Source organism: Rhodococcus sp. BUPNP1 (assembly GCF_002215235.1).
Classification (GTDB): domain Bacteria; phylum Actinomycetota; class Actinomycetes; order Mycobacteriales; family Mycobacteriaceae; genus Rhodococcus.
In genome coordinates this window covers 152,106-168,348 of record NZ_NERM01000001.1, presented here as the reverse complement: position 1 = coordinate 168,348, position 16,243 = coordinate 152,106, and the positions used below count along the sequence as shown (strand labels likewise).

Here is a 16,243-nt window from a genome sequence, read left to right as displayed (position 1 = left end):
GGACGCCACATGCAACAGTCCACCGTCGACGCGGTGATCCGCGGCCTGGAGAAGGCCGGCGTCACCACCGTGTGCTACCTGCCCGACTCCTTGTTCAAGGAGCTCTACCCCGCCCTCGACGCGCACCCCACGATCCGCACCATCCAGGTCACCAACGAGGGTGAGGGCGCCGCGATCTGCGGCGGAATCTTCCTGTCCGGCAAGCGTGCCGCGCTCATCATGGAGAACTCCGGCCTGCGTGCGTCCGTCGAACCCCTCGCCCGCATGGGCCTCGGTGCCGGCATCCCGGTGATCATGCTCATGAGCTACCGCGGCGAACTCGGCGAGAACAACTGGTGGGCCGTGCCGCACGGCATCACGATGGAGCCGATCCTCGATGCCCTGCGCATCCCGTACCGCATCGTGCGGGAGGAGGACGCGATCGAACGCGCCATCCACGACGCGTTCGAGTGGTCCTACTCCGCCTACCACCATTCCGCCATCGCCCTCGGAGGAGGACTCGTCCGATGACCACCATGCGCATGACCCGATTCGAGTGCATGCAGGCACTCGCCGCCCGGCTCGAGAACGAACTCGTCATCCTCTCCCTCGGCGCGAGCGTCGACGAGTGGTACAACGCCGCCCCGCACATGCGCGAGGCCAGCCTGTTCCAGCAGCAGCTCGGCTGCGTGACCCCGCAGGCGTTCGGTCTCGCGGTGGGCCTGCCGCACCGACGCATCGTCTCGCTCGACACCGACGGCGGCATGCTGTTCAACCTCGGCATCCTCGCTACCCTCGCCAACGAGCAGCCCCGCAACCTGTTCACGGTGGTGTGGGACAACGAGTGCTACCAGTCCATCGGTGGGCCGCCGACCCATACGGCGAAGGGCAAGGTCGACATCGCCGCGATCGCCCGCGGAGCGGGAATCGAGAAGGCCTACACCGCGGAGACCCTCGAAGAGTTCGACAAGCACTGCGTCGCAGGGTTGTCCGCGGACGAACCGTACGTGCTCGTCGCGAAGGTCTCGAGCGTCGTGCAGCCGGGCATCAAGCGCAAGCACAGCGACGGCCGGGAGGACAAGTACATCTTCGTTCGCCACGTGGAGGCGACGGAAGGCATCACCATCATGGGTCCCAGTGAACACAACTGAAGTGAACACAACCGACGGATTCGACTACGTCGTCGTCGGCGGCGGGTCGGCGGGGTGCGTCCTCGCCGCCCGTCTCACCGAGGATCCCGACACCACCGTGCTGCTCCTCGAGGCCGGACCGGACCACGCCGGTCTCGCCTCGATCGACGCGCCGGTGACCTGGGCGGGACTGCTCGGCGGCGACTACGACTGGGGGCACAGCTACGCGCCCAACCCGTTGCTCGACGGTCGCGCCGTGCCCATCCCCCGCGGCCGGGTTCTCGGCGGATCGAGCAGCCTCAACGCGATGCTCTGGTATCGCGGGCACCCCTCGGACTACGACGCGTGGGAGACCGCCGGCGCGAAGGGCTGGAACTTCGCGTCGCTGCTCCCCTGGTTCCGCCGTGCCGAGGACTGGGAGGGCGGCGCCACCGCCTTCCGCGGCGCCGGAGGCCCGGTGCGCATCACCCGGCCCGCCGACCCGCATCCCATCGCCACCGGATTGCTGAACGCCGCAGCCGAACTCGGCATGGCCGTGCTCGACGACTGCAACGGACCGGACATCGAAGGCGCCTCCCTGGCGAACCTCACGATCGACGACGGCCATCGCGTCAGCACTGCTCGTGCCTATCTCGATCCGGCGCGGACCCGGCCCAATCTCACCGTGCGCACCGACGTCACGGTGTCGGGGTTGGTGTTCGACGGCGACCGGTGCGTCGGTGTGCGGTACGGCAGTGGAAGCACGGACACCGTCGTCCGTGCCGACGCCGAGGTCCTGCTCTGTGCCGGTGCGATCTCGAGCCCGCACCTGCTGCTGCTCTCCGGGATCGGCGATCCCGCGCACCTGCAGGAACACGGAATCCCTGTCCACACCGCACTTCCCGGTGTCGGACGCAACCTTCAGGACCATCCCCTGCTCATGGGTGTGAACTTCCGGGCCCGCAACCCGCTCGGGCCGGTCCGCGACAACGGCGGCGGGGCAATCCTGAACTGGCGCTCGGACCCCTCGCTGGACCTGCCCGACCTGCACGCCTTCGTCGTCCAGGGTGCGCACGCCACCCCGGAGGTGGCCGCACGCTACGACGTCACCGGCGACGTCTTCGCGATCTCCCCGGGTCTCATGCGCTCCTACAGCGTCGGACAGCTGAGCCTGCGGTCCGCGGATCCGGGCACAGCACCGATCATCGACCCGCGCTATCTGTCCGATCCCCGCGACCTCGACGCCCTCGTCGCCGGCCTCGACCGCATCTTCGACCTCGCCGAGACCTCCGCCTTGCAGGATCTGGTCGAGGCACCCGTTGCACCGGACCGTCGTCTCGGCCGCGCCGACGCCGAGGCTTTCGTCCGCGCGAGTTGCGCGACCTTCTTCCACACGGGTGGCACGTGCGCGATGGGCGTGGGACCCGACGCCGTCGTCGACCCGGACCTGCGTGTCCACGGCGTGGACGGACTGCGCGTCGTCGACGCCTCCGTCATCCCGGTGCTCCCGTCGTGCAACACGAACGCCCCCGTGATCGCCCTCGCCGAGCGCGCGGCCGCGCTGATCACCGGAACCGAGAGGAGACTGTCGTGACGACCAGCATCACCACACGCTGCGACGACCCGGTCGTGCTGAACCAGTGGTATCCGGTCTGTTCCGAACAGGAGGTCGCCGAGGGCGTCGTGCGCACCCGCCTGCTCGGCGCCGACATCGAGTGCAGCGTCGACGCCGACGGCGAACCGACGGTGCGCGACGGCGACGCCGTGCTTCCGGTGCAACGCCGATACGGGTTCGTGTGGACCACGCTCGGCACCCCCGACAAGGACGTCTTCCCCATCGACGAGGCCGACGAACCCGACCGGCGCTACGTGCCGTGCGGGTGGGTCACGCTGCGGTCGTCGCCCGGCCGGGTGGTCGAGAACTTCCTCGACATGGCGCACTTCCCGTTCGTGCACACCGGCATCCTCGGAGGTGAGGCCGCCACGGAGGTCGCACGCTACAAGTGGGAGATCCGCCGGGAGACCGACGAGGTGTGGGCCACCGACTGCACGTTCTTCCAGCCGCAGATCTCCGCGGCCTCCGAAGGCACGTTCGCGCAACTGACCTACCGCGTCCCGAATCCGTATCAGGTGATGCTCTACCGGGTCTCGCCCTCCGATCCCACCCGTCTCGACGCGATCGCCCTGTTCATCCAGCCGATCGACGAAACCCTGTGCCGCGCACAACCGGTGATGTACCTCGTCGACCCGGATTCCACGCACACCGAACTGGTGCAGTTCGAGCAGGTGATCTTCCTGCAGGACCGCATCATCGTCGAGAACCAGCGTCCGCTGCTGCTGCCGCTCGATCCGCGCGACGAGATCCCCACCCGCGCCGACGCCTCGTCGGTCACCTACCGGCGCTGGCTCAAGGCCAAGGGACTGCGTTGGGGTGCCCTGCCGTTCCGTCCCGTCCATCCCCGAGGAGCAGACACGTGATCACCTCCGCCCTCCCCCGGTACTGCGCCGACTTCCTCCGCGACGGCACGAAATCGCTGCTCGTCGACGGCCGGTGGATCCCCGGTTCCGGCGAACCCTTCGAGACCATCGACCCGGCCACCGGCGTGCCGCTCGCGACACTCGCGTCGGCGGGAGCCGACGAGGTGGACACCGCGGTCGCCGCCGCGCGCCGCGCCCTGCAGAACGAGTGGGCGTCGTGCACCCCCGCGGCCCGCGCTCGCGTGTTGTGGCGGATCGCCGAGACCATCGACGCCCACGCCGACGAACTCGCCGAACTCGAGACCCTCGACCAGGGGAAAGCCTGGGCGACCTCCCGTTTCGCGGAGATCCCCTCCGCAGCCGAGCAGTTCCGCTACTACGCGGGTTGGGCCACGAAGATCACGGGGACCACCGTCACGCCCTCGATCACCTACGCACCTCCGGGACGGAAGGTCGTCGCGCACACCGTGCGCGAACCGGTCGGTGTGGTGGCTGCGATCGTGCCGTGGAACTCACCGCTGCTCATGGCGGCGATGAAGCTGGCGCCGGCGCTCGCCGCGGGATGCACCGTCGTGCTCAAGCCGGCCGAGGACACCTCGCTGACCGCCCTGCGGTTCGGGGAACTGCTCGCGCAGAGCGGAATTCCCGATGGCGTCGTCAACATCCTCACCGGTGGCGGCGAGGTCGGGCGCATGCTGGCCGAACACTCGGGGGTGGACAAGGTGACGTTCACCGGGTCCACGGAGGTCGGGAAGAAACTCGTCGCCTCGGCCGGGGCCCGCAATCTCTCGCGGCTCACCCTCGAACTCGGCGGCAAGTCCCCGGCGGTCGTCTTCGGCGACACCGACCTGCCGCTGACGATCCCCGGTCTCGCGCGCGGCATCTTCGCCAACTGCGGGCAGGTCTGTGTCGCCGGTTCCCGGATCTACGCCGAACGGCGCGTCTACGAGCAGGTCGTCGACGGTCTCGCCGCTGCTGCGGACACCCTGCGGCTCGGCCACGGACTCGACGACGACACCGACCTGGGTCCGCTGGTGAGCCTGCGGCACCGCGAGACGGTGGCGTCCTACGTCGACGACGGAGCCCGCGCGGGAGCCACGGTCGTGACGGGTGGTCGCATGGTGGGCGAGACGGGCAGCTTCTACGAGCCCACCGTGGTGGTCGACGCGGCCCCGGATCTGCCGATGATGCGCGAGGAGATCTTCGGCCCGGTCGTGACGGTGACCCCCTTCGACGATCCCGACGAAGTGATCGCCTGGGCCAACGACACCGACTACGGTCTCGCGGCGAGCGTGTGGACATCGGATCTGTCGCGGGCCCACAGGGTGGCCGACGCGATCCGCGCCGGCACCGTGTGGATCAACTGCCACTCCTACTTCTCCCCCGAACTGGTCAAGGGCGGCCACAAGCAGTCCGGCTGGGGTTACGAGAACGGCGCCGCCGGGCTGGAGAACTACTTGGAGACCAAGACGGTGTGCTTGTCGATCTGACCGTCGGTCGGGGCCCCGAGGTAGGCGTGTGTCGCTTCGAACCGCGATTGCAGGTACTCGCCGGCCCCGATCGGCGGATGGATCGGCTCCGCACCCGGTTCGACACAGGTCGGGATCGCCTCGATCACGGCGTGGTAGTCCGGAGTGACGAAATAGGGCAGCGAATAGCGGTGTCCGTGCGTGGGATTGAGCACGCGATGACGGGTGGAGACGTAGCGGTGGTTGGTCCATCGGGCGATCATGTCGCCGAGGTTGACGATCAACGCGTCGGGCGGGGTCACGACGTCGATCCACCCGCCGCCCCGCGCGGCGACCTGCAGCCCGCCGATGTCGTCCTGGGCGAGCAGCGTCAACGAGCCGTAGTCGGTGTGAGGTGCGATGCCGAGTGCGGTGTCGCCGACGGGAACCGGTGGGTAGTGCAGCATACGGAGCGACGCGAGCGGGTCGGTGAACATCGGCACGAAGGCGTCGGCGTCGAGGCCGAGAGCGAGTGCGAGACCGCGCATGAGGTGAGCGTTGATGTCCAGGCACGCCTTCGCGTACTCGTCGGCGACGCTCTTGAAGCCGGGCATCAGCGAGGCCGGCCACTGTGCCGGACCGTGCAGCGGCGTGCCCGCTATCACCTCCGGATGATCGTCCGCACGGTCGGTGGTGATGTCGAAGGCCTCCTTGCCGTCGGCTCCGACGGTGGGGTCGAGTGTCTCGGTCTTCGGCGGCACGTATCCGCTGTGGCAGGTGGATTTCGCGATGGCGATGTCCATCTTCTCCTCGAAGGGCAGCGCGAAGAAGTGCCGCGCCTGCTCCATCGTCGCCGCGCGGAGGTCGGGGTCGAGTCCGTGACCGGTGACGACGAAGAAGCCGAGGTCGGTACACGCGGCGTCGAGCGCGTCGGCGACGGCATACGGGTCGCTCCCGTCGCGCAGCGGACGCAGATCGATGAGAGGCAGGGATTCCATGGGTGACTCCTGGCAGGAACGGACCGATGATCGCTCTGAGTTAATTCCTGCGATGCTGCGGGTCCGTCTCGCTGCGGTGAGGACCGTGTTACGGATCCTGGGAACGCGCTCCGACGCAGAGCACCAGGCGAGCCGGCACCGAACCCCGATGGCGCCACTGCATCTCGGTCCCCGCCGCGGCGAACAGGCAGTCCCCCTCCGCGAGCTCGACCGCCGGGCGCCCGCGTACCTCCACCTCGAGCCGTCCACCGGTCATCACCAGCACGAGATCGTCCGAGCGGCGGAACCAGCCGGCGATGTCGCCGTCCGGCCCGATCTCGTACTGGTACACCTCGGCGATCGCTCCGTTGCCGCGGGCCATCCAGGTCACCGGTGCCGCAGGGGTTCCCGTCACCGCCCGCGCGAGGCGCCCCCCGGCACGCACCACCAGTACGTCGTCGGCAGGCGCCGGATCGAGGAAGTCCGACGGCGACCGTCCGAGCGCGTCGGCGATCCTGTACAGCGTCGCGAGCGAGGGCGCGTTGAGGCCCCGTTCGACCTGACTGAGGAACGCCTGGCTGACCCCGGCGCGCGAGGCCAGCGCCCGCGCGGTGAGTCCCTCCTGTCTGCGAACGGCGCGGATGACGCTGCCCACCCGGGCGACGCGATCCTGTTCCGGCACTGCACTCTCCGTCGGCATCACGAATTTCATCCCCTCCCGCCGCCCGAAACACAATCGTCATGAATCGGACACGGCGGCTCAATTACAACCCTGGATCGTCTCGACTTAACACATAGCGATTACTCGGAAGGTCCCACCGTATGGTGACAGCAACTTCGCCCGCGAGCATCACCACCGCTGCGGGAGCGACGGAATCGGTTCCCGCCGAGGGCGTCGTGATGCGCGGTATCCACCGGTCCTTCGGTGAGAACACCGTCCTGCGCGACGTGTCGTTGCATGTGCGGCCCGGCGAGGTGTACGCGCTGCTCGGCGAGAACGGCGCCGGCAAGTCGACCCTGATGCGCATCCTCACCGGATTGCTCCCGCCGGACTCCGGTTCCATTGCGGTGGACGGAAAGTCGCTCGCCGACGGAGGCCGGGAGCGGATCGCCATGGTCCACCAGCACTTCATGCTCGTGCCGAGCATGACGGTCGCCGAGAACTTCCTGCTCGGCCGCTCCCGCGGAGTGGTCCGCCGGAAACGCCTGCGGCGCACCGAGGCCGAGATCGCCGCCCTCGCGGAGGACACCGGCCTCGCGTGCGACCCCACCGCACGTGTGGAGAACCTGTCGGTCGGCGAGCAACAGCGCGTCGAGATCCTGCGCGCCCTGCACCTGGGCGCCGGCTACCTGCTTCTCGACGAACCGACCGCCAATCTTGCGCCGGCCGAGGTGCATTCTCTGCTCGCACAGGTCCGCCGACTCGCCACCGAGCGAGGCGTCGGGATCGTGCTCATCACCCACCATCTGGAGGAGGTCCTCGAGGCCGCCGACCGGGTCGGTGTGCTGCGAGGAGGGCAACTCGTCGCCGAACGCCCCATCCGCGGGGAGGGCGCCGAGAGCGTCACCACCGCCGAACTCGCCCGCGACATGGTCGGCCGCGAGGTCGGACTCGGTATCCGTCGTGCGGCCACCGAACCGGCCGGGAGCCGGATGCTCGAACTGGTCGGCGTGTCCGTCCCCGGCCAGTTGCACGATGTGACCCTGCGGGTCGCATCCGGGCAGCTCGTCGCCGTCGCCGGAGTCGAGGGCAACGGTCAGTCCGCCCTCGAGGACGTCCTGTCCGGGCTCGCCCCCGACTCCACCGGCGCGGTGGTCGTCGCCGAACGGGAGATCGACGCCTCGTCGCCGCGCGCGATGCGCGAGGCCGGTGTCGGCGTCGTCCCCGCCGACCGCTACACCCGAGGACTGATCAAGTCGCTGGGAATCGATACCAATCTCGCGATCGACAGCTACACCGATCCCCCGCTCGCGCGTCGCTGGGGACGCCTGTCGCGGGCCGCCGTTCGTGAACGCGCCGAGCGCATCATCGCCGCACTGTCGGTCAAGGCCCAGAGCCCGCGCACGCTCGCCGGCACCCTGTCCGGTGGGCACGCGCAGCGCGTGGTGCTCGGTCGGGTCCTCGACGGTGAGCCCGACGTCCTCGTCGTCGCCCAGCCCACCCGCGGTCTCGACATCGGTGCCACCGAGTTCGTGTGGGACACCCTCGTCGACCATCGCTCCCGGGGCGCTGCGATCCTGCTCATCTCGTCCGATCTCGACGAGATCTGCAGCCTCGCCGACCGGATCGTCGTGCTCTACCGCGGACGGATCGTCGCCGAGTTCGACGAAGGCCCGTTCGACCGCGAAGCCCTCGGCTCGGCCATGGGCGGATTCCAGGAGGCCGCAGCATGACCGCCACGCTCAGTCCACCGGTGACGACACCGCCCGAGCCGCCCACTGCGTCGCGGATCCGGGGCCTCGCGACCACCATCGGCGTGCCGCTGCTCGCCGTCGCCGTCGGTCTCGCGGCGGGTGGGATCCTCATCGTCCTCGCGGGCGGCAATCCCGGGCAGGCCTACGCGACGATGCTCGACGCCGCGCTCGGTGGCGACACGCAGCTCGGTCGCCTGCTCACGGGCATGACGCCGCTCGTGCTCATGGGACTCGGCTACGCGATCGCGTACCGCACCGGCTTCATCACCATCGGCGCGCAGGGCCACTACGACATCGGCGCGATCACCGCGACGGCCGTGGTGCTGAGCATGCCGCTGGGGACGAGCTGGATCGCGATCCCGATCGTCGCCGTCACCTCCGCGGCCGCAGGTGCGTGCATCGGCGGCATCGCGGGCGTGCTGAAGGCGCGGCTCGGGGTCAACGAGATCATCTCGTCGCTCATGCTCAACTACCTCGTCTTCTACACACTGGCGTGGGCGGTGCGCAAACCCCTCGCCAACCCCAACGGTTTCACCCCCGAGTCCGAGCGCATCCCCGACTGGGCGGCGCTCGCGACGATCCCCGGCACGCGCATCCACATCGGTGTGTTCGTCGCGATCGCGGCGGTGCCGCTGGCGTGGTGGCTCATGCGTTCGACCCGGTTCGGCTTCGCGTCGCAGATCGTCGGTGAGAGCCCGAGCGTCGCCGAGGCCAACGGCATCTCCGTCGCCCGCACCGTGGTCACCTCCGCTCTGATCAGCGGCGCCCTCGGCGGTATCGCCGGAGCGATCATGTTGCTGGGCAGCGAGTTCCGCCTGTCCCTGGCGATCTCGTCCGGGATCGGGTTCACCGCGATCGTGGTGGCGCTGCTCGGGCGTCGCAATCCCTTCGGCATCGTCCTCGCCGCGGCGCTGGTCTCGGGGCTCACCCTCGGCAGTCAGGCGGTGCAGCGCACCCAGGAGATCCCCGCGTCCATCGGCACCGTCGTCCAGGCAGTGATGATCCTGACGGTGCTGCTCGCCAACCGAATCGTGGAGCGTGCCCGATGAACTGGTCCGACGTCCTGGGCGCCGGTGCGCTCGTCCCGCTGTTCACCGCGGCGCTGCGTCTGGCGGTGCCGATCATCCTCGCCGCCGCCGGCGCGTGCCTCGCCGAGCGCTCGGGGCTGATGAACCTCGGTATCGAGGGACAGATGATGGTCGGCGCGATCATCGCGTTCGTGACGGTGTACTACACCGGGCAACCGATGCTCGGCGCCGCCACCGGTGCCGCCGCGGGCCTGGTGATCGCCGCGATCGTCGGCTATCTGACGATCACGATGGCCGTCGACCAGATCATCACGGGCATCTCGGTGGTGATCCTCGGGACCGGCCTTGCGTCCTTCCTGTACCTGCAGGTGTTCGGCGTGACCGGCACACCGCCGCGCATCCAGGGCACCACGCCCCTCGACCTTCCGGTGCTGTCCGACCTGCCGGTGCTCGGCCCGATCGTGTTCTCGCAATCCCCGCTCGTCTACCTCGCGCTCGCGATCGTCGTCGCCCTGTGGTGGGTGCTCACCCGCACAGCCTTCGGCCTGTCGATCCGCGCGGCCGGGGAGAGCCCCGAGGCCGCCGACTCGGTGGGCGTCTCCGTCCCCCGTACCCGGTGGAGCACGCTGCTGATCTCCGGCGCCGCAGCAGGTATTGCCGGCGCGCTCGTCATCGACGGTCTGGGCTTCTTCCAGGACGGCATCACCGGTGGTCGCGGCTGGATCGCGCTCGGTGTCGTCATCCTCGCCCGGTGGAATCCGCTCGGCGCCATCGCCGGTGGCTTCATGTTCGGTCTCGTCGACGCCTTCCAGCTGCGCGTGCAGGCCGCATCCGGTGGGCAGGCCACGTCGGTGCCGTACGAACTGTTCCAGGCCATGCCGTACGCGGTGACGCTGCTCGCGGTCATCGCCACCACCGTGTGGTTCTCGCGCAGCAATTCCCCGAAGGCGCTCGGCGTCCCGTTCGTCCCCGCGAAATAGCTTTCCGTCAGCTTTCCCGTCAGTCATGGGACTCGTAGTCGCGAGCCCTCCCTTCCCCGAGGAGAACCACGTGAAGAAATTGGGTACCGCTGTGGCGGCCGCCGCCGTCGTCGGAGCCGCCGTGACCGGGTGTTCGAGTTCCGACTCCGGTGGGAGCGGCTCGGCCGACGGGGTCGTCAAGGCCGCGATCATCACCTCGGGTCCGGTCAACGACGTCGGCTGGAACCAGGGCATGGTCGAGGGTGCCGAGAAGCTCGAGGCGGAAGGTCTCATCGATCTGACCGTCGTGCAGCAGGATTCGGGCGCGACCTCGGAGCAGATCGCCCAGATCGTCACCGACCTCGCGGAGGACGGCAACCAGCTCATCGTCGGCCACTCGTTCAACTACGGCGAACCCATCAAGGGCATCATCGCCGACTACCCCGACGTGCTGTTCGCCTATCCCGGCGGCTTCGGCGACATCACCGCCAACCTCGCCGACTACAGTCAGCCGTTCTACCAGGGTTCGTTCCTCACCGGCATCCTCGCCGGCGACCTGACGGAGACCGGAATCCTCGCCGGCACCGCCGGTTTCGAGATCCCGGTGTGCAAGGCCCAGATCGAGGCGTTCGCCGACGGTGCCCGCCTGACCTACAAGGGCCCCGGCGAGATCCAGTTGCGCCCGTCCTACATCGGCGGATGGTCCGACGCGGCGGCCCAGACCCTCGAGGCCGTCAACGCCCTCGTCGACCAGGGTGCCGATCAGTTCTCCACGTGTGGTGTCGACGCGGCCACCATCGAGGGCGCCAAGCAGCGCGGCGTCGGCGTCGCCGGTTACACGATGGATCAGACCCCGCTGGCCCCCGAGAACGTCGTCTCATCCGTCGTGTGGAATCTCGACGAGGTCCTCCGCGCGATGATCGCCGACGTCGAGGCCGGCAACGTCGACCCGGCGAAGTACTACGAGGTGGACATCACCGAGGGCGGTCTGGACGTGGTCATCAATCCGGCCTTCGTCGACAAGATCTCGCCCGAGGCGATGGCACTGTTCGAGGAGTACCGCGAGAAGATCATGGCCGGTGAGTTCGAGGTCGAGTACAAGGGTGGCGACTGACCCCGAGACCACCCGGTAGGACGAACGAGACCGGCGTCGTGTGCGATTTCCCGACGGATTTCGCACACGACGTCGGTCTCGGTCGTTCGCCGCAGTTCACGCCGCACCGTCGCCGAAGCGCGCCAACGATCTGGTGACCTCGGAGGCCACCACCGCATGTCCGGCCATCGTGAGATGGATCCGGTCCGCGCTCAGCCAGTTCCGCCGCAGCCGTGCCGGATGGTCCCAGAACTCGGTGAGGATCGCGTCGTGCCGGCGGGCCACCCGACGAACGACGTCGGCGAACTCGACGAATCGGGGCCGCAGCGGCAGCATCGGACCGGTGAACGCATCCGCCAGCGTGAACATCGACAGCCGTGCCCCGCCGGCCGTCACCGCGGCGCAGAGTTCGTCGAGGTCGCGTTCCACCGACCCGATTCCCGCGTTATGCAGGAAGAGGTCGTTGCCACCACAGTTGACGTGCACCAGATCCGGGCCGAAGTCGAGGACGGCACCCATCTGCCCGGACAGGACTTCACCGATGGTGGCCCCGACTGCGCCGGTGTTGAGATAGGCGACCTCGGGCCGCACGGATCTCATGGTCGATGCCACCCTGTCCGCCCACGGCACCTCGGCGTATCCGGGCCACGGATCACCGATCCCCGCCGCGATCGAATCACCGATCACCGCGAAGCGGGACCACGGCATCCCGGTCATCATCTCGCGCGCCGCCTGCGGGGTCAGCACCATCGGGTCGTCGAGTTCCGATCGGAACTCCCCATTCGGTGAAGCAGTGTCACTGAGTGAGGCCGTGCGATTCATCTCGGTTCCTCCTGAATATCGAGGGAGATCGCCGCACGCCGCCCAAAACAACACGAACGATCGTGCGTACAACTGACCGTACGACCGTACGTTCGACATTGCAAGACCCGAGTGCCACCATGGTGGGGTGACCGACCCGAACATCTCCGACCAGCGACTGCTCAAGGGCGCGCGGGCCAGGGCGACCATCGCGCGTCACGCCACCGACGTGGCCTCCGTCGAAGGCCTCACCGGGCTGAGCATCGGAAGGCTCGCCACCGACCTGGGGCTGAGCAAGAGCGGCGTCGCCACCCTCTTCGGCACGAAGGAGAATCTGCAGCTCGCCGCCGTCCAGTCCGCCCGCGAGGTGTTCGTCGAACATGTCGTCCGGCCGGCGCTGACCGCACCCGAGGGCATGCCGCGTCTGCGGACGCTCGTCGACCACTGGTTCGACTACATCGACAGGCCGGTCCTGCCCGGCGGATGCTTCCGCGTCGCCACCGCGACCGAGTTCGACAGCCGAGTCGGCCCGGTCCACGACGCACTGCGCGACGAGCGCACCGAGTGGTTCGCCCTCCTCGAGACGGAGATCGCGAGGGCGCAGGCAGACGGGTATCTCGACGGGCACGATGCCCACGCCCTCGCGTTCGAACTCGACGCGCTCGTCGCCGCAGCCAACACCGGAGCCCGCATGGGCGACGACAGCGCGATCCCGACCGCGCGATCGATCGTCGATCGCCTGCTCGGCCCGTCTACCTGAGGGAGTCGCACCACTCCACCAGCGCCGCCGCGAGGTCGTCGCGCGCGGACAGCTGGGGTGCGTGGTCGGACTCGAGCGACACGACCTGCGCACCCGGGGTGAGGCGTTGCATCTCCCGCTGGGTGACGATCGGAACCGAACGATCCAGTGTCGCTTCGATGTACAGGCGAGGCAGGCCGCCGAACCGTTCCGGTGTCCAAGTGGGCGCCATGAGCCGGGCGGTTTCGAGTTGCGGCACGAGTCGGCGTGCGGCACCGATCGCGTCGGCCGCGTCCGCCTCATGGAAGAACACCGCGGCGCCGGCCTCGGGTGGCACAATCGTGCCGCGACAGTCCTCGGTGGGTTCGAGCCAGCGTGAGATACCCACCGGCGCTTCGAGACCGAGGCCGTCGCAGAGCATCCCGAAGTCGACCCCGGACGGGAGCATCATCCCCGCCACGTAAGCGACCCCGGCGACGCGCTCGGGTAGCATCTCCGCGACCTGCGTGACGACGATGCCGCCACCGGAATGGCCGACGAGGATCACCCGACCGTCGAGTCCGGCAACATGATCGGCCACGACCGCGGCGACGTCGTCGAGCGTCACGTCGTCGGCGCCCCACGATCCGACACCCGGAAGCGAGAGCGGGTGCGGGACGTGCCCGGCCCGGCGGAGCGGTTCGAGCAGCGTGTCCCACACCCAGCTTCCGGCCCACGCGCCGTGCACGAGCACGACATGACTCACGCGCGGTTCTCCCCCGTCGCCGCCAGCACACGGGCGGCTTCCCGCACAGCAGCGGTGTTGGCCTTGCCGTGCCGCGACCCGGCGAGCTTCGCCTTGATGTGATCGCGGATCAGGATGGGTTCGTAGGGCTCCGGGCCCGCATACTCGGGCAGCGTGGAGACCACCGCGTCGACGTTGCCGTCGTGGAAGAACGCCACCGAACGACGGCGCCGGATCCTCCCGTCGACGATCGGCGGCTTGACGCGGTGCAGCGTCGACATCCACCGGTCGTCGGTGATGCGGGCGGTGAGATCCCCCAGGTTGACGAGCAGGGCGCCGGGCAGCGGTTCGACGTCGTGCCAGATGCCGTCGGATCCGAGCACCTGCAGCCCTGCGACCCGGTCGGCCCACAGCACGGTGACGATCCCGAAGTCGGTGTGCTCGCCCATGCCGGTGAGGTCGCCGTCGAGGTCGACAGTGCCTTCGGGCAGCGCGTAGTTGTTCATGCGCAGCACGTCGATCGAGTGGTCGGTGAGCCGTTCGAAGTAGTCGGGGGCCTGCCCGAGCGCGTCGGCGAAGATCCGGGTGAGGGTCCGCGCGACCCGCGAGGCCTCGGCGAAGTAGGTCTGGACGCGGTCCTCGAAGCCGGGGACGTCGGGCCAGACGTTGAGTCCGTAGTCGTTCTCCGACAGGTCCAGGTGGGGGAACGACCGGGCCTCCACGCCGACGTTGTATGCCTCGAAGAAATCGTTCATACGGCTGGCGGATTCGACGCCGAGGCTCAGGCTCAGCGACTCGCTCTTCGGCGGGCTGTACCCGCGGTTCGCGCCGACCACCCGGTACTGCTGCTTGACGTCCATCGGCAGACCGAAGAAGTCGTCGAGGGCGCCGGCGAGGCCGTCGACCACCGGATCGGGGATGCCGTGTCCGAGGATCTGGACGAATCCCACACGGCTGCAGGCTTCGTCGATCTCACGGGCGACACGAGCGCGTTCGGCCTCGTCGCCGGCCCGGACGTACGGGCCGATATCGACGGCGGGAACGACGAAGGCGTCAGACGGCGACTGGTTCATGGGCAACTCCGTGGGGAGAGGTGGTGCCGGCCGAGGTGACGGGGGCCGGTGTGCCGGACCGGGACGCGCGAGCCAGTGTCCCGAGACGAGTGTGGTTGAACAGCAGGTTCAACGAGAACGCCGCGATCGCGGCGAGCGTGATACCGCTGCCGAGCAGGATCTGCGCGGCGGACGGGAAGCGCTCGAACATGCCCTCGGCGAGTTCGGGCAGCAGACCCACACCCACCGCGACGGCGGCGATCGTGGAGTTGATGCGGTCGGACAGGTCCACCGAGCGCAGCGTGTTGATGCCCACCAGGGCGACGGTGGCGAACAGGATCAGGCCGACACCGCCGACCACCGGCTTCGGCAGCGCCGCGACCACCGAGCTCACCTTCGGCAGGGCACCGAGGACGACGAGGATCGCACCCGACGTGGCGGTGACGTAACGGCTGTAGACCCGGGTGGTGGCGACCGCACCGACGTTCTGGGTGAAGACGGTGTCGACGAAGGCGTTGAAGACACCGGCGAGCACGGCGGACGCTCCGTCGCCGGCGAGTCCACGGGCGATGTCGCCCTTGCTGACGCGCTTGCCGGTGATCTCGGCGACGGCGAGCATGCTCGCGGTGGATTCGGCGAAGACCACGGCCATGACGATGCTCATGGCGACGACCGCGGTGATCGGGAATTCCGGTGCGCCGAAGTGGAAGGGCGCGGGCAGACCCACCCACGCCGAGCCGGCCACGCCGCCGAGGTCGATCAGGCCGAGCGGAACCGCGACGACGGTGCCGACGGCGAGGGCGATCAACACCCCGAGCTGTGCCCAGATGCCGCGCCCGAGGCAGAGGAAGGCAACGGCGACGACGATCACCAGCACGGCCAGGGCGATGTTGGTGGGCGAGGCGAAGGTGGGCGACGACGGGTCGGTGCCGACGATCAGGCCGCCCGCCACACCGATGAGCGAGATACCGACGACGGTGAGCACGGCACCGGTGACGAGCGGCGGGAAGAACCGGATGATCCTGGCGAACGGCCAGGCCAGGGCGAGACCGACGATGCCGCCGATCAGCATGGATCCGTAGACGGCCTGCAGGCCGTATTCCTTCGCGATGAGGATCATCGGCGTCAGGCCGGCGAAGGTCGCACCGCAGACGATGGGCAGGCGGACGCCGACGAGCTTGCCGACACCGAGACTCTGGACGATGGTGATCAGACCGGCGATCAGCAGGTCGGCGCTGATGAGCATCGCGATGGTGTCGCGGTCGAGTCCGACGGCCGCGCCGAAGACCAACGGGACGGTGATGCATCCGGTGTACATGATCAGGACATGCTGGAGGCCGAACGCGAACTGCCGGAGGAACGGCAGTCGCGCGTCGACGGGGTGCGGTGAGGTCATGTGATCGCTCCCATTTCGGATGCAGTGCTGTATACGGTGCCGGAT

General features: G+C 68.9%; 16 protein-coding genes. 10 read left to right on the top strand and 6 right to left on the bottom strand.

The genetic code is table 11. The features are described from left to right. Nucleotides 1–9: 9 nt before the first annotated feature. From B9C99_RS00695 to B9C99_RS00675, 5 genes are read left to right on the top strand one after another with little or no spacing between them, the layout of a single operon-like run. The gene (locus B9C99_RS00695; RefSeq protein ID WP_016693649.1) at nucleotides 10–510 is read left to right on the top strand and encodes a thiamine pyrophosphate-binding protein; all 501 of its coding nucleotides are present in this window, start codon (nucleotides 10–12) and stop codon (nucleotides 508–510) included. Continuing rightward, nucleotides 507–1,130, top strand: coding sequence for a thiamine pyrophosphate-dependent enzyme (locus B9C99_RS00690; RefSeq protein WP_016693650.1), 624 nt, complete (start codon nucleotides 507–509; stop codon nucleotides 1,128–1,130). Before B9C99_RS00695 ends, B9C99_RS00690 begins: the two co-directional genes overlap by 4 nt. Nucleotide 1,131: 1 nt before the next feature. Beyond that, nucleotides 1,132–2,682 carry a GMC family oxidoreductase gene (locus B9C99_RS00685; protein WP_016693651.1) on the top strand — a complete coding sequence of 517 codons (1,551 nt, stop codon included), beginning with the start codon at nucleotides 1,132–1,134 and terminating at the stop codon, nucleotides 2,680–2,682. Then, nucleotides 2,679–3,566 carry an aromatic ring-hydroxylating dioxygenase subunit alpha gene (locus tag B9C99_RS00680; RefSeq protein ID WP_088896660.1) on the top strand — a complete coding sequence of 296 codons (888 nt, stop codon included), beginning with the start codon at nucleotides 2,679–2,681 and terminating at the stop codon, nucleotides 3,564–3,566. Before B9C99_RS00685 ends, B9C99_RS00680 begins: the two co-directional genes overlap by 4 nt. Then, nucleotides 3,563–5,056 carry an aldehyde dehydrogenase gene (locus tag B9C99_RS00675; protein ID WP_088896659.1) on the top strand — a complete coding sequence of 498 codons (1,494 nt, stop codon included), beginning with the start codon at nucleotides 3,563–3,565 and terminating at the stop codon, nucleotides 5,054–5,056. The genes B9C99_RS00680 and B9C99_RS00675 overlap by 4 nt, the downstream gene beginning before the upstream one ends. On the opposite strand, the gene B9C99_RS00670 is transcribed toward B9C99_RS00675, so the two are convergent. Further along, the gene (locus B9C99_RS00670; RefSeq protein WP_088896658.1) at nucleotides 5,020–6,012 is read right to left on the bottom strand and encodes a 2-oxoglutarate and iron-dependent oxygenase domain-containing protein; all 993 of its coding nucleotides are present in this window, start codon (nucleotides 6,010–6,012) and stop codon (nucleotides 5,020–5,022) included. The genes B9C99_RS00675 and B9C99_RS00670 overlap by 37 nt on opposite strands. An 88-nt stretch (nucleotides 6,013–6,100) precedes the next feature. Next, nucleotides 6,101–6,673 (bottom strand): XRE family transcriptional regulator, encoded by a 573-nt coding sequence (locus B9C99_RS00665; protein WP_216359283.1) that lies wholly within the window; start codon nucleotides 6,671–6,673, stop codon nucleotides 6,101–6,103. 140 nt (nucleotides 6,674–6,813) lie between these two features. Here B9C99_RS00665 and B9C99_RS00660 point away from each other — a divergent pair, with 140 nt between their 5' ends. The 4 genes from B9C99_RS00660 (at nucleotide 6,814) to B9C99_RS00645 (ending at nucleotide 11,507) form a co-directional block, all read left to right on the top strand. After that, a complete protein-coding gene (locus B9C99_RS00660) occupies nucleotides 6,814–8,385 on the top strand; it encodes an ABC transporter ATP-binding protein (RefSeq protein WP_088896657.1) in 1,572 nt (523 codons plus the stop codon). Further along, nucleotides 8,382–9,455, top strand: coding sequence for an ABC transporter permease (locus tag B9C99_RS00655; protein WP_088896656.1), 1,074 nt, complete (start codon nucleotides 8,382–8,384; stop codon nucleotides 9,453–9,455). Before B9C99_RS00660 ends, B9C99_RS00655 begins: the two co-directional genes overlap by 4 nt. Beyond that, on the top strand, nucleotides 9,452–10,414 hold the full coding sequence (locus B9C99_RS00650) for an ABC transporter permease (RefSeq protein WP_088896655.1): 963 nt from the start codon (nucleotides 9,452–9,454) through the stop codon (nucleotides 10,412–10,414). Before B9C99_RS00655 ends, B9C99_RS00650 begins: the two co-directional genes overlap by 4 nt. 70 nt (nucleotides 10,415–10,484) lie before the next feature. Beyond that, nucleotides 10,485–11,507, top strand: a complete 1,023-nt coding sequence (locus B9C99_RS00645; RefSeq protein WP_253249921.1) for a BMP family protein — start codon at nucleotides 10,485–10,487, stop codon at nucleotides 11,505–11,507. A 96-nt stretch (nucleotides 11,508–11,603) separates the two neighbouring features. Here the strand turns inward: B9C99_RS00645 and B9C99_RS00640 are convergent, their stop codons facing one another. Further along, entirely contained in the window at nucleotides 11,604–12,236 is a 633-nt protein-coding gene (locus B9C99_RS00640) for an SGNH/GDSL hydrolase family protein (RefSeq protein WP_088896654.1), read from the bottom strand. Between the two features lie 199 nt (nucleotides 12,237–12,435). Here B9C99_RS00640 and B9C99_RS00635 point away from each other — a divergent pair, with 199 nt between their 5' ends. Further along, nucleotides 12,436–13,047, top strand: coding sequence for a TetR/AcrR family transcriptional regulator (locus tag B9C99_RS00635; RefSeq protein ID WP_088896653.1), 612 nt, complete (start codon nucleotides 12,436–12,438; stop codon nucleotides 13,045–13,047). On the opposite strand, the gene B9C99_RS00630 is transcribed toward B9C99_RS00635, so the two are convergent. Genes B9C99_RS00630 through B9C99_RS00620 form a run of 3 tightly spaced genes read right to left on the bottom strand, consistent with a single transcriptional unit; the run spans nucleotide 13,040 to nucleotide 16,198 of the window. After that, the gene (locus B9C99_RS00630; RefSeq protein ID WP_088896652.1) at nucleotides 13,040–13,771 is read right to left on the bottom strand and encodes an alpha/beta fold hydrolase; all 732 of its coding nucleotides are present in this window, start codon (nucleotides 13,769–13,771) and stop codon (nucleotides 13,040–13,042) included. The genes B9C99_RS00635 and B9C99_RS00630 overlap by 8 nt on opposite strands. Then, nucleotides 13,768–14,823: a 2-oxoglutarate and iron-dependent oxygenase domain-containing protein gene (locus B9C99_RS00625; protein WP_088896651.1), complete on the bottom strand. Its 1,056-nt coding sequence runs from the start codon at nucleotides 14,821–14,823 to the stop codon at nucleotides 13,768–13,770. Before B9C99_RS00625 ends, B9C99_RS00630 begins: the two co-directional genes overlap by 4 nt. Beyond that, the gene (locus B9C99_RS00620; RefSeq protein ID WP_016693869.1) at nucleotides 14,804–16,198 is read right to left on the bottom strand and encodes a uracil-xanthine permease family protein; all 1,395 of its coding nucleotides are present in this window, start codon (nucleotides 16,196–16,198) and stop codon (nucleotides 14,804–14,806) included. Before B9C99_RS00620 ends, B9C99_RS00625 begins: the two co-directional genes overlap by 20 nt. Nucleotides 16,199–16,243 lie beyond the last annotated feature (45 nt).

Excerpts from the sequence above, each read along its gene's own strand:
- B9C99_RS00695 (WP_016693649.1), top strand. The coding sequence starts at position 10 with ATGCAACAGTCCACCGTCGACGCGGTGATCCGCGGCCTGGAGAAGGCC.
- B9C99_RS00690 (WP_016693650.1), top strand. The coding sequence starts at position 507 with ATGACCACCATGCGCATGACCCGATTCGAGTGCATGCAGGCACTCGCC.
- B9C99_RS00670 (WP_088896658.1), bottom strand. The coding sequence starts at position 6,012 with ATGGAATCCCTGCCTCTCATCGATCTGCGTCCGCTGCGCGACGGGAGC.
- B9C99_RS00660 (WP_088896657.1), top strand. The coding sequence starts at position 6,814 with ATGGTGACAGCAACTTCGCCCGCGAGCATCACCACCGCTGCGGGAGCG.
- B9C99_RS00655 (WP_088896656.1), top strand. The coding sequence starts at position 8,382 with ATGACCGCCACGCTCAGTCCACCGGTGACGACACCGCCCGAGCCGCCC.
- B9C99_RS00650 (WP_088896655.1), top strand. The coding sequence starts at position 9,452 with ATGAACTGGTCCGACGTCCTGGGCGCCGGTGCGCTCGTCCCGCTGTTC.
- B9C99_RS00640 (WP_088896654.1), bottom strand. The coding sequence starts at position 12,236 with ATGGTGCTGACCCCGCAGGCGGCGCGCGAGATGATGACCGGGATGCCG.
- B9C99_RS00625 (WP_088896651.1), bottom strand. The coding sequence starts at position 14,823 with ATGAACCAGTCGCCGTCTGACGCCTTCGTCGTTCCCGCCGTCGATATC.
- B9C99_RS00620 (WP_016693869.1), bottom strand. The coding sequence starts at position 16,198 with ATGACCTCACCGCACCCCGTCGACGCGCGACTGCCGTTCCTCCGGCAG.